The organism is Streptomyces sp. NPDC016459 (assembly GCF_040632845.1).
GTDB lineage: Bacteria > Actinomycetota > Actinomycetes > Streptomycetales > Streptomycetaceae > Streptomyces.
In genome coordinates, this window is record NZ_JBEYCR010000013.1 from 22,619 (window position 1) to 46,114 (window position 23,496).

At 72.1% G+C, this 23,496-nt stretch carries 24 protein-coding genes and 1 tRNA gene; 13 read left to right on the top strand and 12 right to left on the bottom strand.

The genetic code is table 11. The features are described 5' to 3' along the window. The first annotated feature begins 171 nt into the window (after positions 1 to 171). Positions 172 to 259 (top strand) — tRNA-Leu (locus ABZ567_RS25760). Positions 260 to 311: 52 nt separating this feature from the next. Then, complete coding sequence (locus tag ABZ567_RS25765; protein ID WP_360793896.1) at positions 312 to 1,238, top strand: RluA family pseudouridine synthase; 927 nt, start codon at positions 312 to 314, stop codon at positions 1,236 to 1,238. Here ABZ567_RS25765 and ABZ567_RS25770 read toward each other — a convergent pair. From ABZ567_RS25770 to ABZ567_RS25785, 4 genes are all read right to left on the bottom strand, one after another. Continuing rightward, positions 1,222 to 1,851, bottom strand: a complete 630-nt coding sequence (locus ABZ567_RS25770) for an MBL fold metallo-hydrolase (RefSeq protein ID WP_360793898.1) — start codon at positions 1,849 to 1,851, stop codon at positions 1,222 to 1,224. The two genes, ABZ567_RS25765 and ABZ567_RS25770, sit on opposite strands and share 17 nt — an antisense overlap. Next, positions 1,851 to 2,936 (bottom strand): S-(hydroxymethyl)mycothiol dehydrogenase, encoded by a 1,086-nt coding sequence (locus ABZ567_RS25775; protein ID WP_360793900.1) that lies wholly within the window; start codon positions 2,934 to 2,936, stop codon positions 1,851 to 1,853. The genes ABZ567_RS25770 and ABZ567_RS25775 overlap by 1 nt, the downstream gene beginning before the upstream one ends. A 119-nt stretch (positions 2,937 to 3,055) precedes the next feature. Next, positions 3,056 to 4,513 (bottom strand): amino acid permease, encoded by a 1,458-nt coding sequence (locus tag ABZ567_RS25780; protein ID WP_360793902.1) that lies wholly within the window; start codon positions 4,511 to 4,513, stop codon positions 3,056 to 3,058. Between the two features lie 187 nt (positions 4,514 to 4,700). Continuing rightward, positions 4,701 to 5,402 carry an FCD domain-containing protein gene (locus tag ABZ567_RS25785; protein ID WP_360793904.1) on the bottom strand — a complete coding sequence of 234 codons (702 nt, stop codon included), beginning with the start codon at positions 5,400 to 5,402 and terminating at the stop codon, positions 4,701 to 4,703. A 146-nt stretch (positions 5,403 to 5,548) separates the two neighbouring features. Between ABZ567_RS25785 and ABZ567_RS25790 the strand changes: the two genes are divergently transcribed. Then, positions 5,549 to 6,076 (top strand): gluconokinase, encoded by a 528-nt coding sequence (locus tag ABZ567_RS25790; RefSeq protein ID WP_360793906.1) that lies wholly within the window; start codon positions 5,549 to 5,551, stop codon positions 6,074 to 6,076. 45 nt (positions 6,077 to 6,121) lie between these two features. Next, positions 6,122 to 7,519: a gluconate:H+ symporter gene (locus ABZ567_RS25795; RefSeq protein WP_360793908.1), complete on the top strand. Its 1,398-nt coding sequence runs from the start codon at positions 6,122 to 6,124 to the stop codon at positions 7,517 to 7,519. 49 nt (positions 7,520 to 7,568) lie between these two features. On the opposite strand, the gene ABZ567_RS25800 is transcribed toward ABZ567_RS25795, so the two are convergent. Continuing rightward, positions 7,569 to 9,224: an FAD-binding dehydrogenase gene (locus ABZ567_RS25800; protein WP_360793910.1), complete on the bottom strand. Its 1,656-nt coding sequence runs from the start codon at positions 9,222 to 9,224 to the stop codon at positions 7,569 to 7,571. Positions 9,225 to 9,376: 152 nt separating this feature from the next. Between ABZ567_RS25800 and ABZ567_RS25805 the strand changes: the two genes are divergently transcribed. From ABZ567_RS25805 to ABZ567_RS25815, 3 genes are all read left to right on the top strand, one after another. Beyond that, entirely contained in the window at positions 9,377 to 9,925 is a 549-nt protein-coding gene (locus tag ABZ567_RS25805; RefSeq protein ID WP_360793912.1) for an NUDIX domain-containing protein, read from the top strand. A 9-nt stretch (positions 9,926 to 9,934) separates the two neighbouring features. After that, positions 9,935 to 10,330: a DUF202 domain-containing protein gene (locus ABZ567_RS25810; protein ID WP_360793914.1), complete on the top strand. Its 396-nt coding sequence runs from the start codon at positions 9,935 to 9,937 to the stop codon at positions 10,328 to 10,330. 65 nt (positions 10,331 to 10,395) lie between these two features. Next, positions 10,396 to 10,695, top strand: coding sequence for a DUF202 domain-containing protein (locus ABZ567_RS25815; protein WP_360793916.1), 300 nt, complete (start codon positions 10,396 to 10,398; stop codon positions 10,693 to 10,695). Between the two features lie 187 nt (positions 10,696 to 10,882). On the opposite strand, the gene ABZ567_RS25820 is transcribed toward ABZ567_RS25815, so the two are convergent. Beyond that, positions 10,883 to 12,181, bottom strand: a complete 1,299-nt coding sequence (locus tag ABZ567_RS25820) for a glucarate dehydratase family protein (RefSeq protein ID WP_360793918.1) — start codon at positions 12,179 to 12,181, stop codon at positions 10,883 to 10,885. A 145-nt stretch (positions 12,182 to 12,326) separates the two neighbouring features. Between ABZ567_RS25820 and ABZ567_RS25825 the strand changes: the two genes are divergently transcribed. Beyond that, positions 12,327 to 13,349: a phosphotransferase family protein gene (locus ABZ567_RS25825; protein WP_360793920.1), complete on the top strand. Its 1,023-nt coding sequence runs from the start codon at positions 12,327 to 12,329 to the stop codon at positions 13,347 to 13,349. Between the two features lie 6 nt (positions 13,350 to 13,355). Then, positions 13,356 to 14,570, top strand: coding sequence for an acyl-CoA dehydrogenase family protein (locus ABZ567_RS25830; protein WP_360793922.1), 1,215 nt, complete (start codon positions 13,356 to 13,358; stop codon positions 14,568 to 14,570). A 60-nt stretch (positions 14,571 to 14,630) separates the two neighbouring features. On the opposite strand, the gene ABZ567_RS25835 is transcribed toward ABZ567_RS25830, so the two are convergent. Continuing rightward, positions 14,631 to 15,224 carry a TetR/AcrR family transcriptional regulator gene (locus ABZ567_RS25835; protein WP_250763908.1) on the bottom strand — a complete coding sequence of 198 codons (594 nt, stop codon included), beginning with the start codon at positions 15,222 to 15,224 and terminating at the stop codon, positions 14,631 to 14,633. 106 nt (positions 15,225 to 15,330) lie between these two features. Continuing rightward, on the bottom strand, positions 15,331 to 16,125 hold the full coding sequence (locus ABZ567_RS25840) for an SDR family NAD(P)-dependent oxidoreductase (RefSeq protein WP_360793924.1): 795 nt from the start codon (positions 16,123 to 16,125) through the stop codon (positions 15,331 to 15,333). 213 nt (positions 16,126 to 16,338) lie between these two features. On the opposite strand from ABZ567_RS25840, the gene ABZ567_RS25845 reads away from it, so the two are divergent. The 3 genes from ABZ567_RS25845 (at position 16,339) to ABZ567_RS25855 (ending at position 19,954) form a co-directional block, all read left to right on the top strand. After that, positions 16,339 to 17,589, top strand: a complete 1,251-nt coding sequence (locus tag ABZ567_RS25845; RefSeq protein ID WP_360793926.1) for a DUF1343 domain-containing protein — start codon at positions 16,339 to 16,341, stop codon at positions 17,587 to 17,589. 172 nt (positions 17,590 to 17,761) lie between these two features. Then, positions 17,762 to 19,096 carry an erythromycin esterase family protein gene (locus ABZ567_RS25850; protein WP_360793928.1) on the top strand — a complete coding sequence of 445 codons (1,335 nt, stop codon included), beginning with the start codon at positions 17,762 to 17,764 and terminating at the stop codon, positions 19,094 to 19,096. A gap of 243 nt (positions 19,097 to 19,339) precedes the next feature. Further along, on the top strand, positions 19,340 to 19,954 hold the full coding sequence (locus ABZ567_RS25855; protein WP_360793930.1) for a hypothetical protein: 615 nt from the start codon (positions 19,340 to 19,342) through the stop codon (positions 19,952 to 19,954). A 107-nt stretch (positions 19,955 to 20,061) separates the two neighbouring features. Here ABZ567_RS25855 and soxR read toward each other — a convergent pair whose 3' ends face one another. Next, positions 20,062 to 20,547: a redox-sensitive transcriptional activator SoxR gene (gene soxR, locus ABZ567_RS25860; RefSeq protein WP_360793932.1), complete on the bottom strand. Its 486-nt coding sequence runs from the start codon at positions 20,545 to 20,547 to the stop codon at positions 20,062 to 20,064. Positions 20,548 to 20,695: 148 nt separating this feature from the next. Between soxR and ABZ567_RS25865 the strand changes: the two genes are divergently transcribed. Continuing rightward, complete coding sequence (locus tag ABZ567_RS25865; RefSeq protein WP_360793934.1) at positions 20,696 to 21,157, top strand: MaoC family dehydratase; 462 nt, start codon at positions 20,696 to 20,698, stop codon at positions 21,155 to 21,157. On the opposite strand, the gene ABZ567_RS25870 is transcribed toward ABZ567_RS25865, so the two are convergent. The 3 genes from ABZ567_RS25870 to ABZ567_RS25880 all read right to left on the bottom strand — a co-directional run bounded on the left by ABZ567_RS25870 (position 21,148) and on the right by ABZ567_RS25880 (position 23,425). Continuing rightward, positions 21,148 to 21,774, bottom strand: a complete 627-nt coding sequence (locus tag ABZ567_RS25870; RefSeq protein WP_360793936.1) for a TetR/AcrR family transcriptional regulator — start codon at positions 21,772 to 21,774, stop codon at positions 21,148 to 21,150. The genes ABZ567_RS25865 and ABZ567_RS25870 overlap by 10 nt on opposite strands. A gap of 109 nt (positions 21,775 to 21,883) precedes the next feature. Then, positions 21,884 to 22,171 carry a YiaA/YiaB family inner membrane protein gene (locus ABZ567_RS25875; protein ID WP_360793938.1) on the bottom strand — a complete coding sequence of 96 codons (288 nt, stop codon included), beginning with the start codon at positions 22,169 to 22,171 and terminating at the stop codon, positions 21,884 to 21,886. 102 nt (positions 22,172 to 22,273) lie between these two features. Further along, positions 22,274 to 23,425 (bottom strand): acyl-CoA dehydrogenase family protein, encoded by a 1,152-nt coding sequence (locus tag ABZ567_RS25880; RefSeq protein WP_360793940.1) that lies wholly within the window; start codon positions 23,423 to 23,425, stop codon positions 22,274 to 22,276. Positions 23,426 to 23,496 lie beyond the last annotated feature (71 nt).

Consider the following 23,496-nt stretch of genomic DNA (forward strand, 5'->3'; position numbering starts at 1 on the left):
GGTGCTCGCCCCATCCTCGCGCGCGTCCCCCTTCCCGCCCAAGGGCCGCCCATGGCCGCCGTGCTTCTGTCACATGACAGGGGCCCACCGGGGGTGGTGATCGGCCACCCCGAATGTTTGCTATGGTTTTCCTCGTCGGAAGGGCCCAGCGGCCAGGAAGACAGACACCTTGTCCGGGTGGCGGAATGGCAGACGCGCTAGCTTGAGGTGCTAGTGCCCTTTATCGGGCGTGGGGGTTCAAGTCCCCCCTCGGACACCAGCGAAAGACCCCACATCATGTGGGGTCTTTCTCGTTACGGCGGTAGGACCCGGTGCGACGCAGATCCAAGGCCCCCTCCTCGCCCCTCCCCCAGCGGGAGGGGATCGATCCGGTGCGGGTGCGGTTGCCGGAGGATCCCGAGGGGGTCTGGGGGACCGTGCGGGAGCATCTGCTCGCCCGGTACTCGGGCGCCATCGGTGCCGACCGGGTCGAGGACATGCTGCTGAGCGGCCGTTTCGTGGGGACGGACGGCCCTGTCGGCGGGGACGACCCGTACACCGTGGGGCGCTACGTCTGGTTCCATCGGGACTTTCCCGCCGAGACACCGGTGCCCTTCCCCATCCGGGTGGTGCACCGCGACGAGCGGATCGTGGTCGCGGACAAGCCGCACTTCCTCGCGACGATGCCCCGGGGCCGGCACGTCACGGAGACCGCGCTCGCGCGGCTGCGGCGGGAGCTGGGCCTTCCGCACCTCCAGCCCGCGCACCGGCTCGACCGGCTGACCGCGGGCCTGGTGCTCTGCGTCGTACGGCCGGAGGACCGGGGGGCGTACCAGACGCTGTTCCGGGACCGGCTCGTGCGCAAGGAGTACGAGGCGGTGGCGCCGTACGATCCGGCGGTCGCGCTGCCGGTGACCGTGCGGAGCCGGATCGAGAAGGAGCGCGGGGTGATGGCCGCGCGGGAGGTGCCGGGCGAGCCGAACAGCGAGAGCCGGATCGCGCTCGTGGAGCGGCGGGACGGGCTCGGGCGGTACCGGCTGGTGCCGGAGACCGGGCGTACGCATCAGCTGCGGGTGCACATGAACGCGCTGGGGCTGCCGATCCTGCACGATCCGATCTATCCGGAGGTCCGCGCGGACGGGCCGGAGGACTTCTCGCGTCCGCTGCAACTGCTGGCGCGGACGCTGGAGTTCACCGACCCGTTCACGGGTGTGGCGAGGAGCTTCGAGAGCCGGTCGGCTCTCAGTGGCCTCGCTTGATCCATTCCTCCAGATGCGGGGCCTCGGCGCCGATCGTGGTGGTGTCGCCGTGGCCGGTCCGTACCACCGTCTCCGGCGGCAGGGTGAGGAGCTTCTCTCGGATCGAGTCGACGATCGTCGGGAAGTCGGAGAAGGACCGGCCGGTGGCGCCCGGGCCGCCCTGGAAGAGGGTGTCGCCCGTGAAGACCGTGCCCAGGTCGGGGGCGTGGAGGGAGACCGCTCCGTGGGCGTGGCCCGGGGTGTGGAGGACCGTGAGGTCGGTGCCGGCGATGGTGAGGACCTGGCCGTCGGCGAGGTCGCCGTCGGGGCTGTGGTCGGGGTGGGTCTGCTTCCACAGCGGCAGGTCGGCGGGGTGGAGCAGGATGCGGGCGCCGGTGGCGGCCGCGAGCGCCGGGGCCGCGTCGACGTGGTCGTCGTGGGCGTGGGTGCAGACGATGGCGCGCAGGGCGCGGCCGTCGAGCGCGGCGAGGATGGCGGGGGCGTCGTGGGCGGCGTCGATGACGATGGCCTCGGTGTCGTCGCCGACGATCCAGACGTTGTTGTCGACGTCCCAGGTGCCGCCGTCGAGGCTGAAGGTGCCGGAGGTGACGAGGTGGTCGATGCGGGCGGCCATCACAGCACCACCACCGAGCGCAGGACGTCGCCCTCGTGCATGCGGGCGAAGGCCTTCTCGACGTCGCCGAGGCCGATGGTCTCGGTGACGAAGGCGGCGAGGTCGATGCGGCCCTGCTGGTGCAGGTCGACGAGCATGGGGAAGTCGCGGGAGGGCAGGCAGTCGCCGTACCAGGAGGACTTGAGCGCGCCGCCGCGGCCGAAGACGTCGAGGAGAGGGAGTTCGAGCTGCATGTCGGGGGTGGGGACGCCGACGAGGACGACGGTGCCGGCGAGGTCGCGGGCGTAGAAGGCCTGTCGGTACGTCTCGGGGCGGCCGACGGCCTCGATGACGACGTCGGCGCCGAAGCCGCCGGTGAGTTCGCGGATCGCCTCGACGGGGTCGGTGGAGCGGGAGTTGACGGTGTGGGTCGCGCCCATCGTCCTCGCGGTCTCCAGCTTCCGGTCGTCGATGTCGACGGCGATGACCTTCGCGGCTCCGGCCAGGCGGGAGCCGACGATCGCCGCGTCGCCGACGCCGCCGCAGCCGATGACGGCGACGGTGTCGCCGCGGCCGACGTTCCCGGTGTTGAGGGCGGCGCCGATGCCGGCCATCACGCCGCAGCCGAGGAGGCCCGCGACCTCGGGGGCGACGGCGGGGTCGACCCTGGTGCACTGGCCGGCGGCGACGAGGGTCTTCTCGGCGAAGGCGCCGATGCCGAGGGCCGGGGACAGCTCCGTGCCGTCGAGGAGGGTCATGCGCTGCTTCGCGTTGTGGGTGTCGAAGCAGTACCAGGGGCGGCCGCGGAGGCAGGCGCGGCAGGTGCCGCAGACCGCACGCCAGTTGAGGATCACGAAGTCGCCGGGGGTCACGTCGGTGACGCCCTCGCCGACCGACTCGACGATTCCGGCGGCCTCGTGGCCGAGAAGGAAGGGGAACTCGTCGTTGATGGCGCCCTGCTTGTAGTGGAGATCGGTGTGGCAGACGCCGCAGGCCTGGATCTTCACGACGGCCTCGCCGGGGCCGGGGTCGGGGATGACGATGGTCTCGACCCGTACCGGTTCGTCCCTGCCGGGGGCGATGACCCCCTGGACGTGCTGTGGCATCGCGAACTTCCCTTCCTCCGACCGGATCTTGCAAGGCTCCTGCGTACCACTATCTCCTGACAAGAGGCGAGACCCCCGCAGGCCGTGCCCGCGGGGGTCTCGCCGTATCGCATGGGGGGTCAGCCCCGGCCGGCCGCGGCGGTCGTACGGACCCGGCGGCGGACCAGGAACCAGCCGCCGACGAGGGCCGCCGCGATGAGCGGCAGGCAGGCGACGGTGGTGCGGCCGACGCCGCCGTCCATCCACATGAGGACGAGGACGGAGCCGAGGAAGCCCAGGGTCACGATCTGGGTGTACGGCGCCCAGGGCAGGTTGTAGCCGGGGCGGGTGACCCTGCCTTCCTGGGCGCGGCGCCAGAAGAGCAGCGAGCAGACCATGATCATGGCCCAGGTGCCGATGATGCCGATGGAGGCGAAGTTCAGGACCAGCTCGAAGGCGTCGTCGGGCATGACGTAGTTGAGGCCGACGCCCAGGACGCCGAAGCCGGCGGTGAGCAGGATGCCGCCGTAGGGCACGCCGCCCTTGTTCATGACGCCGGTGAACCTGGGCGCGGAACCGGCGAGCGACATGGAGCGCAGGATGCGGCCGGTGGAGTAGAGGCCCGAGTTGAGGCTGGAGAGGGCGGCGGTGAGGACGACGAGGTTCATCACGCCGGCGGCGCCGGGGACGCCCAGCTTGTCGAAGACGGTGACGAAGGGGCTCTGGTCGCCCGAGTAGGCCGTGTACGGCAGCAGCAGGGCGAGCAGGATGACCGAGCCGACGTAGAAGAGGCCGACGCGCCACATGATCGAGTTGATCGCCTTCGGCATGATCTTCTCGGGGTTCTCGGTCTCGCCCGCGGCGACGCCGCAGAGTTCGACGGAGGCGTAGGCGAAGACGACGCCCTGGATGAGCAGCAGCATCGGCATGACGCCGCTGGGGAAGATGCCGCCGTTGTCGCTGACCGTGGCGAGGCCGGGGGTGTGGCCGCCGATGTCGTGCGAGGTCACGATGAGGAAGATGCCGATGAGCATGAAGACGACGAGGGCGCCGACCTTGACGATCGCGAACCAGAACTCCATCTCGCCGAAGTACTTCACGGAGATGAGGTTGGCGGCGAGGACGACCGCGAGGGCGATCAGGGCGAGGATCCACTGCGGGACGTCGCTGAACATCGCCCAGAAGTGGGCGTAGGTGGCGGCCGCGGTGATGTCGGCGACGGCGGTGGTCGACCAGTTCAGGAAGTACAGCCAGCCGGCCGTGTAGGCGCCCTTCTCGCCCATGAACTCACGGGCGTAGGAGACGAAGGCGCCGGAGGAGGGGCGGTAGAGCACCAGCTCGCCGAGGGCCCGCACCACGAGGAAGGCGAAGACGCCGCAGACGGCGTAGGCGATGAAGAGGGAGGGCCCGGCCTGGGACATCCGGCCGCCGGCGCCCAGGAAGAGGCCGGTGCCGATGGCGCCGCCGATGGCGATCATGTTGACGTGCCGGGACTTGAGGTCCTTGCGGTATCCGGCGTCGCCGGCGTCGACGTGGGGGGCGGCCGGGTTCGCCGGAGCGGCGGACAGCGGGTCGGCCGCGGTGACGCGGTCACTCATGGAGTTGTTCGCCTTCGTGAGGGGGCTGTGCGGTACCCGGCCGTGCCTCGTGGGGGTCTCCCGGCACGGCCAGCGGACATCCTCACGGCAAGGGGGGCCACCTGACTGTGGCGCATGTCACTGAACGCCCATATTTGAGCTAGTTCAGAGCTTGAGCCGGTGCGGAGTCCGGCGGGCGCCCGGGGCCTCAGGGGGCCAGGACGTCGAGTTCCCGGAGGGCGCCGACCGCGATCTGGCGGGTGAGCTCCTCCGCGCGGGCCGCGTCCCGCTCCCGTACGGCCTCGGCGACCTGGACGTGGAGGGTGACGGCCGCCGGGTCGGGGTCCTCGAACATCACGTGGTGGTGGGTGCGGCCGGTGAGGACCTCGGCGACGACGTCGCCGAGGCGGGCGAACATCTCGTTGCCCGACGCGTCGAGCACGACCCGGTGGAACGCGATGTCGTGGACGAGGTACTCCTCGAGGCGTCGGCCGCGCGAGGTGGCGACGAGCCCGAGGGCGTGCTCGGTGAGCTCGCGGCACTGGCCCGGGGTGGCGTTCTCCGCGGCCAGGCCGGCGGCGACGGGCTCCACGGCCGAGCGCAGGACGGTGAGGGAGCGGAGCTGACGGGGGCGGTCGGCGCCGGCCAGGCGCCAGCGGATGACCTGGGGGTCGTAGACGTTCCAGCTGACGGTGGGGAGGACGGTCACGCCGACGCGGCGGCGGGACTCGACGAGGTGCATGGACTCCAGGACGCGGACGACCTCGCGGACCACGGTCCGGGAGACGTCGAAGCGCAGGGCGACCTCGTCGGTGCGCAGCACCGTGCCGGGCGGGTACTCCCCCGCGGTGATCGCGAGACCCAGGGTGGCGAGGACGTGGGAGTGGAGTCCCCGGGCCGGTGTCGTCATGGTGGCAAGCCTATGCGGGCCCGCCCGGGTGATCACCCCTCGGATTAAAAGTACTACTTTTTAGTCACAGCCTCTTGAATACGTCGTACTCCATGGGTTTCATGAGCACGACGGATCGATGTCGAAGAAGACAGCGAGGCACCCCCATGAGCACCACCCCGCAGCCCAGGACAAGGACGGTCGTCGTCGTGATGGGCGTCGCCGGGACCGGCAAGACCACGATCGGCCCGCTGGTCGCCGAAGCGCTCGGCCTTCCGTACGCGGAGGGCGACGACTTCCACCCGGCGGCGAACGTGGCCAAGATGTCGGCCGGCATCCCCCTGGACGACACCGACCGGGGGCCCTGGCTCGACGCCATCGGCGCCTGGGCGCACGACCGGGCCGGGCTCGGCGGCGTGGTGAGCAGCTCCGCGCTGAAGCGGGCGTACCGGGACCGGCTGCGCGCCGCGGCCCCCGGCGTGGTCTTCCTCCATCTGACCGGCGACCGGGACCTCGTCGAGCGGCGCATGGGCTCCCGCACGGGCCACTTCATGCCGACGGCGCTCCTCGACTCCCAGTTCGCCACCCTGCAGCCGCTGGAGGACGACGAGGCCGGTGTCGCGGTCGACGTCTCCGGCACCCCCGAGGACGTCGCCGCCCGGGCCGTCGCCGCGCTGCGCGGCCTGGCCGGCTGACCTCTCGTCCGTCCCCGTCCCCCCGCTCGTACGAAGGACTCCACCGTGCCCAGTCTCCACGTCGAGATGCTGGCAGCGGACGCCGCCGAGCCGATCACCTCGGCGGGCAACGCCCAGCTCGGGATCGCCGTGCTCGCCGGCATCGCCGTCATCGTCCTGCTCATCACCAGGTTCAAGCTGCACGCGTTCCTGGCGCTGACCATCGGCTCGCTCGCGCTCGGCGCGTTCGCCGGGGCGCCGCTCGCCGACACCATCAAGTCGTTCACCGCCGGGCTCGGCAGCACCGTCGCCGGCGTGGGCGTGCTGATCGCCCTCGGCGCGATCCTCGGCAAGCTCCTCGCCGACTCGGGAGGCGCCGATCAGATCGTCGACACGATCCTGGCCAGGGCCGGGGGCAAGGCCATGCCCTGGGCGATGGTCCTCATCGCCTCCGTGATCGGTCTGCCGCTCTTCTTCGAGGTCGGCATCGTGCTGTTGATCCCGGTGGTCCTCATGGTCGCCAAGCGGGGGAACTACTCCCTGATGCGGATCGGCATCCCGGCCCTGGCCGGCCTGTCCGTCATGCACGGGCTCATCCCGCCGCACCCCGGCCCGCTCGTCGCGATCGACGCGGTCGGCGCGAACCTGGGCGTCACCCTGGCCCTCGGACTGGTCGTCGCCGTTCCGACCGTGATCATCGCCGGTCCGGTGTTCTCCCGGTACGCCGCCCGCTGGGTGGACATCCCTGCCCCCGAGCACATGATCCCGGCCCGGCCCTCCGAGGACCTGGAGAAGCGTCCCGGCTTCGGTGTCACCGTCGCGACCGTGCTGCTGCCCGTCGTCCTGATGCTGGTGAAGGCGCTCGTCGACATCGTGGTCGCCGACCCGGAGAACGGCGTCCAGAAGGTCACCGACGTCATCGGCTCCCCGCTGATCGCGCTGCTCGCCGCCGTCATGGTGGCCCTGTTCACGCTGGGCCGCGCGGCCGGCTTCACCAAGGACCGGCTGTCCTCGACCGTCGAGAAGTCCCTCGCGCCCATCGCGGGCGTGCTGCTGATCGTCGGCGCGGGCGGCGGCTTCAAGCAGACCCTCATCGACATCGGCGTCGGTCGGATGATCCTGGAGTTCTCCGAGAACTGGTCCATACCGGCGCTGCTCCTCGCCTGGCTGATCGCGGTCGCCATCCGGCTGGCGACGGGTTCCGCGACCGTGGCGACGATCTCGGCCGCCGGGCTGGTCGCTCCGCTCGCGGCGGGTATGTCGACGAGCGAGACGGCGCTGCTCGTGCTGGCGATCGGTGCGGGTTCGCTCTTCTTCAGCCATGTGAACGACGCCGGGTTCTGGCTGGTGAAGGAGTACTTCGGTATGACCGTCGGTCAGACGATCAAGACCTGGTCGGTGATGGAGACGATCATCTCGGTCGTGGGGATCGTGTTCGTGCTGCTGCTTTCGCTGGTGCTGTAGGGCTCACGGGCGGGGCGGGCGGTCCGGAGCCGCCCCGCCCGATGCCTCCTCAGGCCACCGCTCTCGCCGCCGCACGGCCCGCCGCGCGGCCCGAGAAGACGCAGCCGCCGAGAAAGGTGCCTTCGAGGGAGCGGTAGCCGTGCACTCCTCCGCCGCCGAAGCCCGCCGCCTCGCCCGCCGCGTACAGGCCCTCCAGCGGCTCGCCGCCCGCGGTCAGGACGCGGGAGTCGAGGTCGGTCTCCAGGCCGCCGAGGGACTTGCGGGTGAGGATGTTGAGGCGGACGGCGATCAGCGGGCCCGCCTTGGGGTCGAGGATGCGGTGCGGGCTCGCCGTGCGGATGAGCTTGTCGCCCAGGTACTTGCGGGCGCCTCGCATCGCCGTGACCTGGAGGTCCTTGGTGAAGGGGTTGGCGATCTCGCGGTCGCGGGCGGTGATCTCGCGGCGGAGGGCGGCCTCGTCGATCAGCGGCTCGTCGGTGAGCGCGTTCATGCCCCGGACCAGGGCGGAGAGGTCGTTCTCGACGATGAAGTCGACGCCCTTGTCCATGAACGCCTGCACCGGGCCGGGCACGTCGGCGCGGGCGCGGCCGATGACGTCGCGGATCGACTTGCCGGTGAGGTCGGGGTTCTGCTCGGAGCCGGAGAGGGCGAACTCCTTGCCGATGATCCTCTTGTCGAGGACGAACCAGGTGTGGTCGTGGCCGGTCCGCATGATGTGTTCGAGGGTGCCGAGGGTGTCGAAGCCGGGGAACAGCGGGACGGGCAGCCGCTTGCCGGTGGCGTCCAGCCAGAGCGAGGACGGTCCGGGCAGGATGCGGATGCCGTGCCGGGCCCAGATGGGGTTCCAGTTCTCGATGCCCTCGGTGTAGTGCCACATCCGGTCGCGGTTGATGTGGTGGGCGCCCGCCTTCTCGGCGATGCCGAGCATCAGTCCGTCGACGTGGGCGGGGACCCCGGAGAGCATCCGGGCGGGCGGGGTGCCCAGGCGCTCCGGCCACTGCGCGCGGACCAGGTCGTGGTTGCCGCCGATGCCGCCGGAGGTCACGATCACGGCCTGGGCGCGCAGGTCGAAGGTGCCGGTGGGCGTGCGGGTGCTGGCGGTGCCGCGGGCGGCGGTGGAGGGTTCCAGGATCTCGCCGGTGACGGTGTCGACGGCTCCCGCGGTGCGGCCGAGGGCGGTGACCCGGTGGCGGAAGCGGAGCTGGACGAGGCCGCGGGCGACGCCCTCGCGGACCTTGCGCTCGAACGGGGCGACGAGGCCGGGGCCCGTACCCCAGGTGATGTGGAAGCGGGGTACGGAGTTGCCGTGACCGGTGGCGTCGTAGCCGCCGCGCTCGGCCCAGCCAACGACGGGGAAGAAGCGCACCCCGCGCGCGTGGAGCCAGGAACGCTTCTCGCCCGCGGCGAAGTCGACGTACGCCTCGGCCCACTTCCTCGGCCAGTGGTCCTCGGTCCGGTCGAAGCCGGCGGTGCCGTACCAGTCCTGGAGGGCGAGGGCGTGGCTGTCCTTGACGCGCATCCTGCGCTGCTCGGGCGAGTCGACCAGGAAGAGACCGCCGAAGGACCAGTGGGCCTGGCCCCCGAGGGACTGTTCGGGTTCCTGGTCGAGCAGGATCACGGTGCGGCCGGCGTCGACCAGCTCGGCGGTGGCGACGAGCCCGGCGAGGCCGGCCCCGATCACGATCACATCAGCGTCGTAGGACATGGACCGCATCTTGGATACACGGATGTATCGAGTCAACCGTTTGGCCGTTCCGACCCCGTCCCGGCTTTCTCCTGCCGACCGTGCCGAGGGTCGGACAGGTCGGACACGTCCTGGCGCGCCGGGTCCGGGGGCGCGTTTGCTTGGATGGCGGCATGAGCGCCGCTGAAGAGATTCTCGATGTCGTCGACGAGCACGACCGGGTGATCGGACGGGCCCCGCGCGGTGAGGTGTACGCGCGGGGTCTGATCCACCGCTGCGTCTTCGTCCGGGTCCGGGACGCCGAGGGCCGGGTCTTCGTCCACCGCAGGACCCCGACCAAGCTCGTCTTCCCCTCCCGGTACGACATGTTCGTCGGCGGGGTCGTCGGTGCGGGCGAGTCCTACGACGAGGCCGCGCTGCGGGAGGCGGAGGAGGAGCTCGGGGTCTCCGGGCTGCCCCGCCCCGAACCGGTCCTGCGTTTCCTGTACGACTCCGAGGGCGTGGCCGGGAAGTGGTGGTCGGCCGTGTACGAGGTCCGCTGCGAGCTGCCCGTCGACCCGCAGGTGGAGGAGGTCGCCTGGCACGGCTTCCTCACCGACGGGGAGCTGGCCGAGCGGCTCGGCAGCTGGGACTGGGTGCCGGACGGACTCGCCGCGTACGAGCGGCTGCGGGCGCTGGAGGCGGGCGGCGGGCCCCGGCCGGGCCGCTCGGCCGACCGCTAGGGTGCACGTGTGAGCGACTTCGTACAGAGCCTGCGGCTGTGGTTCGCCCCGCAGCGCATCCGGGACGAGGGAGAGACCCCCGACTACCGTTTCTCCCTCGCCAACGAGCGGACCTTCCTCGCCTGGATCCGGACCGCGCTCGCCCTGGTCGGTGGCGGATTCGCCGTGGACCAGTTCCTGCCGGACCTGCGCTGGGGCGTACGGGTCGGGCTGGCGCTCACGCTGCTCGCGGCCGGGGTGCTGTGCGCGTTGCGGGCGGTGAACCACTGGGTGCGCTGCGAGCGGGCCATGCGGCGCGGTGAGGACCTGCCCGGGTCCCGGTTCCCCGCCGTGCTGAGCCTGGCGGTGGCGGTGGTGGCGCTCGCGATGGTGGTGGTCGTGCTCTTCGGCTGGGCGGGGCGGTGACGGAGGCCCGCGATGCGGGGGCCGGGGGGAGTCACGCCGGTGACGCGGGGGACGCGGCGGGGGACGTGCGCGATCCGGGGCTCCAGCCGGAGCGGACGCGACTCGCGTGGCGGCGAACGACCCTGTCGTGCACGGTGGTGGCGGTCCTCGCCGTCAAACTGGCCGTCCAGGACGACATCACGGCGGTGGGACTGACGGGGCTCGCACTGTCGGCGCTGGTGTGGATCGGTTTCCTGGTCGTCTCCCACGGGCGGATCCGGTCCCTGAGCGCGGCGAGGCCGCACCCCCTCTCGTCCCGGGGCGCCGTGCTGGCGACCGGGTGCACGATCGCGCTCGCCGTCTTCGGGGCGGCGATGATCTGGTGACCGGCGCCGGGGTGGCGGGGCCCGGACCGGCGCGCGGTCCCGGCTTTCCGCGACCACATGGGGATCGGTGGCAGACACAGGAGTTCCCCTGGTCGAGAGCCCGACGGGACAAGGGAAGAGTGCCAGTCGGCCGGCGCCGGGGCAGGTAGGCGAGCCGGGGGCGGCCGGGGCGGGTAGGGCCCTTGGGTCACCAGCTCCCCTGGGTCCAGTCGGGGTCCGCCCTGTGCATGGCCGCCCTGTCGTCCCGGTTCCTCAGGGTGCCGTCGTCGTCGAGCCAGCGGCGGTGCAGGGTGGCGAGTGCGGCGCGGTCGAGATCGACGCCGAGGCCGGGGGCGTCGGAGACGGTGAGCCGTCCGTCCCGGAAGACGGGGCGGGCGGTGACGACGTCCTCGGTCTGCCACGGGTAGTGGGTGTCGCAGGCGTGGTGCAGTTCGGGCAGGGTGGCGGCGACCTGGGTCATGGCGGCGAGGCTGATGCCCAGGTGGGTGTTGGAGTGCATGGAGAGCCCGACGCCGTACGTCCGGCAGAGCGCGGCGAGTTCACGGGTGCGCCGGAGCCCGCCCCAGTAGTGGTGGTCGCAGAGGACGATCCGTACCGCCCCCTTCGCGAAGGCCTCCGGGACCTCCTCGAAGGTGGTCACGCACATGTTGGTGGCGAGGGGCACGTCGGTGCGGGCGGCGATCTCGGCCATGGCGTCGGTGCCGCTCGCGGGATCCTCCAGGTACTCCAGTACGCCGTTGAGTTCGCGCGCCACGGCCAGCGAGGTCTCCACCGACCAGGCGCCGTTGGGGTCGAGCCGGAGCGGGCGGCCGGGGAACGCCTCGGCCAGCGCCCGGATCGCGGCGATCTCCCGCTCGGGTTCGAAGACCCCGCCCTTGAGCTTGAAGGACCGGAAGCCGTGGAGGCGGTCGAAGCGGCGGGCCTGGGCGACGATTCCGGCGGGGTCGAGGGCCGGGCCCCAGTCGTCCGTCGGCCGGTCCCGGCCGTCCGCGACCGGGTGCTCGGCCCAGCGGTAGAAGAGATAGGCGCTGTACTCGACGCTGTCCCGGACCTTGCCGCCGAGCAGGGCGTGGACGGGGAGACCGAGGGTCTTGCCGAGCGCGTCGAGGCAGGCGGTCTCGAAGGCGGAGACGACGGAGAGGCGGAGCTTGTCGGCGGTCCGGACCCCGCGCAGGCCGGCCGCGTCGACGCCCGTGACAGCTTCCCCGTCACCGACGGCCGGATCGGTCGTCGCGGCCAGGGCGAAGAGGGTGTTCACGTCCGTGACCACGTGCCCCGGCAGTGCTTCGGCCAGGGGCCGGGCGAGGTCCAGGTACACGGCGTCGCCGTAGGTCTCCCCGAGGCCGCTGACGCCTCCCCGGGTGATCACTTCGACCACCAGCCGGGGGGTGTGGGGCTGGTGCACTCCCTGGACGTTGAGGAGAGGCGGGTCGGAGATGAGGATCGGGGTGAGCCGGACTTCGTCGACGATCAGCTTCGCATCCATATGTGAACCCTATTCAGGGACACGACCGGGGGCTAGACCGCGAACAGCGTCGCGGCCGCGCGCTTTCCCCGCACCCCTCTGGACGACATACCGACTGGTCGGTCATCATGAACGCCGACCGAAGCCGATCCGGAGGTACGCACGTATGAGTTCCGCCCCGCCGCCAGGCCTCGACCCCGAGCAGCTGCGCCGCTTCCTCGACCGCGAGCGCCCCGGCCTGGTGTCCGGCCCCCTCGAACCCCGGCTGATCGAGGGCGGCCGGTCGAACCTGACGTACGTCGTGACCGACGGCACCGGGCGCTGGGTCGTCCGCCGGCCGCCGCTCGGCCACGTCCTCGCCACCGCCCACGACATGCGGCGCGAGCACCGCGTCATCAGCGCCCTGCACACCACCGCCGTACCCGTCCCGGAGACGCTGCTGCTGTGCGAGGACGACTCCGTGCTCGGGGCGCCCTTCTACGTCATGGAGTTCGTCGAGGGCACCCCGTACCGCTCGGCCGGTGAACTCGCCCCGCTCGGCCCCGAGCGCACCCGCGCCGCCGTCCTCGGCCTGGTCGACACCCTCGTCGACCTGCACGCCGTGGACCCGGCCGCCGTCGGGCTCGGCGACTTCGGGCGCCCCGAGGGCTTCCTCGACCGGCAGCTGCGCCGCTGGGGCAAGCAGCTCGACGCGTCCCGCGGCCGGGACCTCGCCGGGATCGACGAGCTGCACGCCGCTCTCGGGCGATCGCTCCCGGTGTCTCCGGCGCCCACGGTGATCCACGGCGACTACCGGCTCGACAACGTGCTCATCGACGGGGAGGACCGCATCCGGGCCGTCCTCGACTGGGAGATGTCCACGCTCGGCGACCCGCTCACCGACCTCGGCCTGCTCGTCATGTACAGCACGCCGCTCGACCTGCCGGACTCCCCCGTCTCCACGACCGCCACGGCCCCCGGGCACCCGAGCGCCGCCGAACTCGTCGAGCGCTACGCGACCCGCTCGGGCCGCGACACCAGCGCCCTCGCCTGGTACACGGCCTTCGCCTGGTTCAAGCTCGCCGTGATCCTGGAGGGCATCCACTACCGCTGGACCCTCGGGCAGACCGTCGGCGCCGGCTTCGACCGCATCGGCGACCTCGTCCCCGTCTTCATCGAGCACGGCCTGACCACCCTTCAGGAGGGCTGAACCACCATGGACTTCGCCTACGACGCGCGCACCGAGGAGCTCCGCGCGAAGCTCCTCGCCTTCATGGACGCGCATGTGTACCCGGCCGAGGAGACCGCCGAGGAACAGCGCGCCCTGCTCGCCTCCCCCTGGGACACTCCCGCGGTCGTGGAGGAGCTGAAGGCCGAGGCCAAGCGGCAGGGCCTCTGGAACCTCTTCCTTCCGGACGCCGAGTACGGGGCCGGGCTCACCAACCTCCAGTACGCGCCGCTCGCCGAGATCACCGGCCGCAGCCCGCACCTGGCCCCCACCGCCCTCAACTGCGCGGCCCCCGACACCGGGAACATGGAGCTGCTCGCCCAGTTCGGCGACGAGGCCCAGAAGAAGCAGTGGCTGGAGCCGCTCCTCGCGGGCGAGATCCGCTCGGCGTTCGCGATGACCGAGCCTGAGGTGGCGTCCTCCGACGCGACGAACATCGAGACGCGGATCCGGCGCGACGGCGACTCGTACGTCGTCGACGGCCGCAAGTGGTACATCTCCGGGGCCATGAACCCGGACTGCGGGATCTTCATCGTCATGGGCAAGACCGACCCCGACGGCGCCGACATCCGCCGGCAGCAGTCGATGATCCTCGTCCCGCGCGACACCCCCGGTGTGGAGGTGCGGCGCGCGATGCGGGTGTACGGGTACGAGGACCACTCCCACGGCGGGCACGCCGAGGTGGTCTTCGACGGGGTCCGGGTCCCGGCCGCGAGCCTGATCGGCGAGGAGGGCGGCGGCTTCGCCATCGCACAGGCGCGGCTCGGCCCCGGTCGCATCCACCACTGCATGCGGCTCATCGGGATGGCGGAGCGGGCCGTCGAGCTCATGTGCCGACGCGCGGTCTCCCGTACCGCCTTCGGCAAGACGCTCGCCCAGCAGGGCGTCGTACAGAACTGGATCGCGGACGCCCGGGTGACGATCGAGCAGCTGCGGCTCCTCGTCCTGAAGACGGCCTGGCTGATGGACACCGTCGGCAACCGTGGCGCCCACGCCGAGATCCAGGCCATCAAGATCGCGACCCCCCGGGCGGTCGTCGACATCATCGACAAGGCCGTGCAGGCCCACGGTGCGGGCGGGGTGTCGCAGGACTTCCCGCTGGCCGAGCTGTGGGCGGCGGCGCGGACGCTGAAGCTCGCGGACGGGCCGGACGAGGTGCACCAGCGGTCGCTGGCGCGGCGGGAGCTGAAGAAGTACCTGTAGCCGTACGGGGAGAGGGGCCCACGACCGAGACCGGTCGTGGGCCCCTCTCCCGTACGGCCCCTAGGGACGGAGCGCCCGGAGCAGGAGGTCGGCGAGGTGGCCGGCGACCTGTTCGGGGGTGAGCGGGCCGTCCGGGCGGTACCAGGTGGAGAGGTGGTGCACCGAGCCGAAGTGGTAGTCGACGACCAGGTCGGCGGGGGTCGCGGCGGAGAACACCCCGGCCTGTTGGCCCTCCTCGATCAGGGCGCGGAACCGTTCGTGGTAGCGGCGCCGCTCGGATCGGACCTGCTTGTTCTTCTCGGGGCTCAGGTGGTGCATGGAGCGGAAGAAGATGGCGGCGTCGTCGAGGTTCTCGATGGTGGTCACGACGACGTCGGCCGCGGCGTCGCGCAGCCGGTCCTCGACGGGCGCGTCGGCGTCGGCGAACGCGTCGAGGCGCTCCTGCTGGAGCCGCAGGACGCGGGAGTAGACCTCCTGGAGGAGATCCTCCTTGGAGCCGAAGTAGTGGTAGAGGGCGCCCTTGGTGACCCCGGCGGCCTCGACGATCTCCTGGACGGAGGTGCGGTCGTAACCCTGCTCCGCGAAGAGCCGGGTGGCGGCGGCGAGGAGCCTCTGGGGGACGGGCGTACCGCTCCCGTCCGTCGTCCTGGCCATGCTCCGCCGCCTTCCGTGGTGATCGTTTTCGGTCATGGGGAACGTGTTCCCGCCGGTAGATCTTCCCATCCGCCGGGGGCGGCGCCGACGGGTGCCTGTCCGGGGGCTATCGGGCGCCCGTCTCCCAGGCCTGCTGAAGGTGGTTCATCGTGCCGAGCCAGCGCTCGGGGTCGGTGGCCCGGTTGCGGTAGTAGCCGGCGACCTCGGGGTGCGGCAGGACGAGGAAACGGTCGGCCGCCACGGCGTCGAGCAGTGCGTCGGCGACGGCCTCGGGCTCGATGGCGGTCGGGGCGAGGACGAGTTCGCCGGCCGTTCCGGCGGAGGTGAGCATGTCCGTACGGACGCCCTGGGGACAGATGGCGTGCACCTTGAGGCCGCGGTGCCGGTACGTGAGGGAGAGCCATTCGGCGAAGGCGTACGCGCCGTGCTTGGAGACGCTGTAGGGCGCGGCTCCGATCATGGTGAGCAGTCCGGCGGCGGAGACGGTGGAGACGAACCGGCCGCTGCCGCGCTCCAGCCACTCCGGGAGGAGGGCGCGGGCGGCGCGGACATGGGCCATGACGTTGACGTCCCAGGCGGCGGCCCACACGTCCTCGTCGGCGAAGGCGTCGCCGGGCGAGGACAGTCCGGCGTTGGCGCACCAGATGTCGACGGTGCCGCCGAGGGCCTCGCGGGCCTCGTCGACGACGGTGGAGGCGTCCCCGGGGACGGCGAGGGCGCCGATCTCCTCGGCGACGGCCTTGGTGCGGACGGGGTCGAGGTCGTTGACGACGACCCGGGCTCCTTCGGCGACGAACCGGCGGGCGAGGGCGGCGCCGATGCCTCCGCCCGCTCCCGTGACGACGACTCCGGCGCCTTGGACGACACTCGCGCCCGTGCTCCCGCTCGTACCCGCACCCATGGCGTGGTCCACCTCTCCGCGATGACGACCCTGATCTGTCGACCGGCAGACTAACCGGTCGGTATGTCGGGAGGGAAGAGACCGGGCGGGGGTGGCGGAGGAGCCGGAGCGGACGGGTCCCGCACGCCTCGTTCCCCGGGGGCGCCGTGAGCGCTAGCGTGCGTGCCCATGTCACGCGCCCCCGCCGGGGCCGGCCATCGAGGAGGTTTCCGCATGAACCTGTCGCGACGGAGTCTGCTGGCCGCCGGAGGCGCGCTGGGGGCGGTGGCGGCCACCGCCCCCACCGCCTCGGCGGCCGGGGAGGAGTCGGACCGGCCGCGGGTACGGACCGGATTCGAGCGGCTCGCGGCCGACGGGTACGCCCTCCTCGCCGGCGAGCGGGTCGGGGTCGTCACCAATCCGACCGGCGTCACCCGCGACGCGCGGCACATCGTGGACGCGATGCACGCCGACGACCGGGTGGACCTGGTCGCCGTCTTCGGGCCCGAGCACGGCTTCCGCGGCACGGCCCAGGCGGGCGGCTCCGAGGGCCGGTACGACGACCCGGCGACCGGACTGCCCGTCTACGACACGTACCTGAAGAGCGGACAGCCGCTCGCCGACGTCTTCACCGCCTCGGGGGTGGACACGGTCGTCCTCGACATCCAGGACGTCGGCGCCCGCTTCTACACCTACATCTGGACGCTGTACGACTGCATGGCGGCCGCCGCGCTCGCCGGGAAGCGGTTCGTGGTCCTTGACCGGCCGAACCCGGTGACCGGGCGGGCGGCGCTCGGCCCGGTCCTGGACCGGGCGTTCGCCACGTTCGTCGGACGCGAGCCGATCGCGCAGGCGCACGGCATGACGGTGGCCGAACTGGCCCGGCTGTTCAACGGCGAGTTCCTGACCTCACCCGTCGCCCTGGAGACGGTCCGGATGTCGGGGTGGCGGCGCTCGGCGTTCTTCGACGCGACCGGACTGCCCTGGGTGCCACCGAGCCCGAACATGCCGACGCCGGACACCGCGCTCGTCTACTCCGGCACCTGCCTCTTCGAGGGGACCAACCTGTCCGAGGGGCGGGGCACCACCCGCCCCTTCGAACTCCTCGGTGCCGAGGGGATCGACCGCCGGTGGGCGGAGGCGGCGAACGCGCTGGGCCTGCCCGGGGTCCGGTTCCGGGAGGCGTACTTCGCGCCGACGTTCTCCAAGTTCCAGGGCAGGACGGTGGGCGGGGTGCAGCTGCACGTCCACGACCGGGTCTCCTTCGACCCGGTACGGACCGGGATCGGGCTCCTGGTCACGGCCCGGAGCTCCTGGCCCGGCTTCGCCTGGCGGGCGGACCACTGGATCGACAAGCTGACCGGTTCGACCCGGGTACGGACACTGATCGACGCCGGCGCGGGCGTCGACGAGACCGTGGGGGCGTGGCAGGCGGACCTGGCGGCCTTCCGGGCGGTGCGGGAGGAGTACCTGCTCTACCGCTGAGAGGAGTACCTGCTCTACCGCTGAGGCGGCGGGCGACCGGGCGAGGGCTCTCCGGTCGCCCGAGGTGGCGGGAGATTCGGGGGCAGGTGGAGAGTCGGCGGGGGTTGTCCCCCCGGTCGACCGGGGTGCGGGCGGGATGTCCCCCGGGCGTCCCGCCGACCACGCTGGCCCCATGAACCTCTCCTTACGCCGCCGCCTGCCCCTCGTCGGACTCCTGCTCGCCGCCTGCCTCGGCACCCTGGCGCCCACCGCCGGCGCCGCCACCGCCCCGGCCGCGCCCGACCCCGCGCGCGAACTCGCCCGTACCGCAGAGCCCTTGACCGACCTGCGCCCGCTCGACCGGATGATCGGCTCGGCCAAGGTCGTCGGGATCGGCGAGGCCACCCACAGCTCGGCCGAGTTCTTCACCGCCAAGCACCGGATCTTCGAACACCTCGTGGAGCGACGGGGCTTCACCACCTTCGCCCTGGAGACCAGCTGGTCCACCGGACTGCTCGTGGACGAATGGGTGACCACCGGCCGCGGGGACATCCGGAAGATCATGCGGGACGAGTTCCAGGAGTCGTACCGACTCTGGAACACCGAGGAGTACCTCGACCTCTTCCGCTGGATGCGGCGGCACAACGAGCTCCACCCCGGGCACCGGGTCCGCTTCATGGGCAACGACCTCGGCTACGCGGGCGGGAACGTCTTCGACGAGGTCACCTCGTACGTGGCCCGCGTCCACCCGGCGCTCCTCCCCCGCTTCCAGGAGCTGTACCGGGCCTCGCGCCCCACGGGTGGGGTGGAGGCGTGGATGAGGGCGTACATGACCAGGCCGCGGGCCGAACGGCAGCGGATGGCCGCCGAGGTGAACACCGCCCTCGCCCTCCTGGAGCGTCAGAGCCCCGGGAAGGACGCACGCGCCCGTGAGGCCGCCGCGTGGGCCGTCCAGCACGCTCGGGCCATCGCCCAGGTCGGCACGGAGTACGCGCACGACCTCCTGACGGACGCGGGGGTCGCCGCGGCGATGCTCTACCGGGACCGGGTCATGGCCGAGAACACCGTGTGGTGGCAGCGGCGGACCGGCGACCGGATCCTGCTCTCCGCGCACAACGGGCACGTGGGGTACGAGACCACGAAGCCGGACCAGTACCCGCGGCTCCAGGGCGCGTTCCTCCGGGACGCCCTCGGGCGGGACTACGTGAGCGTCGGGGCCTCCTTCGGGCAGGGCTCCTTCAACGCCCACGACACCGAGGCCCCGGGCGAGCCGCTGCGGTCCTTCACCGTCGGCACGCTCGGCCCCGACAGCAACGCCCACACCCTCGACCGGGTCGCGCCCGACGCCTTCTACCTGGACCTGCGGCGCACGACACCGGCGGCGCGGGCCTGGCTGGGCAGCCACCGGCCGAGCCGCGTCGTCGGGACCGCGTACCCCTGGCCCGGCGCCGTCGCTCCGGTCCGCCTCGCCACGGCGTACGACCTCCTCATCCACTTCCCCCGGATCACGGCGGCACGGCTGCGCTGACCGGGGCGTCACCGGTCCCGGCCGAACTCCGGCCACGGCCACGCGCGGGCGTACCGGCCCCGGATGGGCCGTCAGGTGCTGGTCAGGGGCCTGCCCGGCCTCGGCGGACGCATGGGCGGGGCAGGGTCACAGGGGCCCCTTCCGCGCCATTGATGGATGTCTTCCGTATGCCGATGGAACACGACGGCGCGCTCGTTCGTCCCTCTGATACCACGGAAGGACCAGCGACGGAGGTGGCGGGAGATGGCCGGTTTCCGGAGTCTCGCGAGACAGGTGCGCGATCCGGAGTGCGACACGGCGCTGCGCAGGTACTCGCTGCGCAAGTGCCTGGAGCGGTTCGCGCCGTACGGGCACCGGGCGACGTGGGACCACCTGTGCCGCCGGCACAGGTTCGGACCCGAGGACCGGGAGCTCGACCCCGGGCGGCTGATCGCCGCGCTCGACGAGCTGGAGGAGGCGCGGGCCCTGTGGCTCGCGTACGAGGAGAGGTTCGCCGCCCGGCGGCGGCGGGAGAAGCACGAGGGCCTGCGCCGGCCCGGGGCGCTCGACGACTGGCACCGGCGGGTCTGGGGCGGCAACGGCGTGGTCCGGTGCGGCGATCCCGCGGTGCATCCGTCGGACCCGCTGCCGGAGGTGCTGCGGCGGCTGATCACGGCTCTGGAGGGTGGACCCGGTGAGGGGTGCCCGGTGTGCGCCGGGCCGCACATCGAATGGGCCGGCCCTGGCGACACGTTCGCACCGGCGTCGGGGCCGGTCTGCGGGGACTGCGGGGTGGGCGTACCACGTGCGGTGCTGACCTCGGGGGCGCTGGCCCGCGCCCGCGGGGAGCGCCCCCGGTCGCTGGCGTCGGCCGCGTGAGCGCCGGGGGGCGCCAGACGCTCCCCGCGCCCCCACCGGTGGCGCCCGGCCGGTGTCGCCCCGCCGGGTCACCCTCGGCCGTGACGCTCCGTCGGCGGCGTCCGCCCTCAGGAGGCGGGCGTGCCGTCCGCGCCGGGTCGGCGGACCGGCAGCAGGCGGGAGCCCACCATCCGTTCGCCGACGATGTCGTCCGGGTTGGACAGGACGCAGGTCTCCAGCGAGAGGCAGCCGCAGCCGATGCAGTCCGTCAGGTGGTCGCGGAGCCGGCCGAGCTGTTTGATGCGCTCGTCGAGTTCGGTGCGCCAGGCGGCCGAGAGCCTCGCCCAGTCGTCGTTCGTGGGGGTCCGCTCCTCGGGGAGCTGCGCGAGCGCCTCGCGGATGGTGGCCAGCGGGATCCCGACCCGCTGTGCGGCGCGCACGAAGGCGACCCGGCGCAGGGTGTCACGGCCGTAGCGGCGCTGGTTGCCGCTGGTGCGGCGGCTGCTGATGAGCCCCTTCGCCTCGTAGAAGTGGAGGGCGGAGACGGCGGCCCCGCTACGGGCGGAGAGCTGGCCGACGGTGAGTTCGTGGATTTTCTCTGGAATCTGCGGCACCCGGCGACCCTACTGGTCCGTGGACGATGCACCTTCGGGTCCGTTGACAGCGCACCCCTCATCCCCACATGCTGAGCAAGCGCTTAGATACCGACCGTTGGGTATGCCGTACCCCACGGGGTACGCCGTACCAGAAGGGATCAGGAACATGGCCGAGCCGAGGATCTTCACCTCCGCCGACGAGCTGCGTGCGGGGGTCGGCGAGCAGCTGGGGCACAGCGACTGGCTGGAGGTCGACCAGAAGCGGATCGACCTCTTCGCGGAGGCGACCGGGGACCACCAGTGGATCCACGTGGACCCGGAGCGCGCCGCCTCGGGCCCGTTCGGCACGACGATCGCGCACGGCTATCTGACGCTGTCGCTGCTGCCCGCCCTCGTCCCGCAGGTCCTGCGGGTCGAGGGCATGAAGATGGGCATCAACTACGGCACGGAGAAGGTGCGTTTCCCCGCTCCCGTGCCGGTCGGCTCGCGGCTGCGCGCCACGGCCGTCCTGACGAAGGTGGAGGAGGCGGGCGGCGGCGTGCAGGTGACGGCGGCGGTGACCGTGGAGCGCGAGGACTCCGAGAAGCCGGTCTGCGTCGCCGAGTCGGTCTCCCGCTACTACTTCTGAGCGCCGACCATCCTGAGCACGAGGTCGGCGTAGAGCGCGCCGACCTCGTCGGGTGTCCGGCGGCCCTGGGTGTTGAACCAGCGCGAGACGTCGATGCAGAGGGAGAGCACGGCGACCGTCGTTCCGGTCACGTCGGGGACGTCGAACTCGCCCGCCGCCACGCCCTCGTTGATGATGCGGCGCACCACCGCGTCGGACTCGCGGCGCAGTTCGACGATTTCGGCGCGGTGCTCGGGGCCCAGGGCGTCGAGTTCGTACTGGACGACCCTGGCCGTCGTGTGGCGTTCCGCGTGCCAGCGGACGAAGGAGCGGACGGCGTCGGCGAGGCGCTCGGCGGCCGTGCCGTCGGCGTCGGCGGAGGCCGTGAGGATGTCCAGGGCCCGGTCGTGCCCGATCCGGCTGATCCGGTGGAGCAGTTCTTCCTTGGTCTTGTAGTGGATGTAGAGCGCGGCCGGGCTCATCCCGGCCCGGCCGGCGATGTCCCGGGTGGTGGTGGCGTGGTAGCCCCGCTCGGCGAACGCCTCGACGGCGGCCACCAGCAGCCGCCGGGCAGCCTCGGGCGTGACCTCGCCCCAGGGCACGTCCTCGACCCCGGGGGTCTCCTCCGCCGCGCTCATCCCGCACTCCTTCTCGACCCCGTCAGAACGAACACCATACAACGAGGGTGAGCAAGCGCTTAGAGGGCGACGGGGGAGATCAGCGGCCGCGGCGCGGGGCTCCGACGGCTCAGAGCTTCTGGAAGGGGTCGTGCTCGGCGAGGAGCTTCTCGAGGCGGGCCTGGTCGACCCGGCTGACGATCTGCCCGGCCTCCTGGCGGTCACGGACGACCTTCGCCAGTGTGAAGGCCGAGGTCGTGAGGTAGAGGACCGAGACGGCGAGGAAGGCCCGCACCCAGGCGCTCGCCTCCAACTGGAAGATCCCGACGGCCACGGCGGCGAGGGCGATCCCGAAGGAGAGGACGGCCTGCGTGTAGTAGGCGGCGGTGTTCTGCTGCTTGACGGGTGTGTCGCTCATGCCGGACAGCATGGGCCGGATGTGGCGGGTGCCACATCCGTCCGCGTACTCAGCGACGTACTCAGAAGCGGTCCCCAGGGGAGGCGGAGGCCGGGCCGGGGGTCAGAAGGCCGACACCCCCGTCAGTGCCCGTCCGATGATCAGCTTCTGGATCTGGGTCGTGCCCTCGTACAGGGTCATCACCCGCGCGTCGCGGACCAGCTTGCCCACCGGGTACTCGTCGATGTAGCCGTAGCCACCGAAGACCTGGAGGGCGTTGTTCGCGGCGCGGACGGCGGCCTCGGAGGCGTACAGCTTCGCCTTGGAGGCGGCGGTCGCGAAGTCCTGGCCCCGGTCGACGAGGTCGGCGACCCGCCAGGTGAGCAGCCGGGCGGCGTCCACGTCGACGGCGATGTCGCTGATCAGCTCCTGCACGAGCTGGTAGGAGGCGATGGGCTTTCCGAACTGCTCGCGCTCCCCCGCGTACCGCAGGGCGGCGTCCAGGGCGGCCTGCGCGATACCGACGCAGCCAGCGGCGACCGACATGCGCCCCTTGGCGAGGGCGGACATGGCGACGGTGAAACCCTTGCCCTCGGGGCCGAGCATCGCGTCGGCCGGGACGCGGACGCCCTCCAGGACGAGTTCGGCGGTGGCCTGGCCGCGCAGGCCGAGCTTGCCGTGGACGGGGCGGCGGGTGAGGCCGGGGGCGTCGGCGGGGACGAGGAACGCGGAGACGCCCTTGTGGCCGGGGGCATCGCCGGTGCGGGCGAAGAGCAGCACGACGTCGGCCCAGGTGCCGTTGGTGATGAACATCTTGGTGCCGTCGAGGACGTAGTCGTCCCCGTCCCGTACGGCCCTGGTGGCGAGGTTCCCGGCGTCGGACCCGGTGCCGGGTTCGGTGAGGCCGAAGCAGCCGAGTGCCTCCCCGGAGGCGAGCCGGGGCAGCCAGGCCCGCTTCTGCTCCTCGCTGCCCCAGGAGGCGATCGTCTTGGCGACCAGGCCGAGGGAGACGGAGACGATGCCGCGCACGGAGGAGTCGCCGCGCCCGAGCTCCTCGGTCACGAGGCAGTACGCGAGGTGGTCGCCGCCCGACCCGCCGTACTCCTCCGGGACGGTGAGCCCGAGGAAGCCGACGGCGCCGAGCTTCTTGACGATCGCCCGGTCGACCTCCTCGGCGCGGTCCCACGCCGCGGCGTGCGGGGTCACCTCGCGCGCGACGAAGTCCTCGGCGAGCCGTCGTACGGCCTCCTGCTCCTCGCTCAGCGCCAGATCCACCGTGCACCCCTCACTCGGGCCGCCGCCCGGCTCGTTAATTACCACTGCTAGTTTTTTCTGCGCGGGCCTAC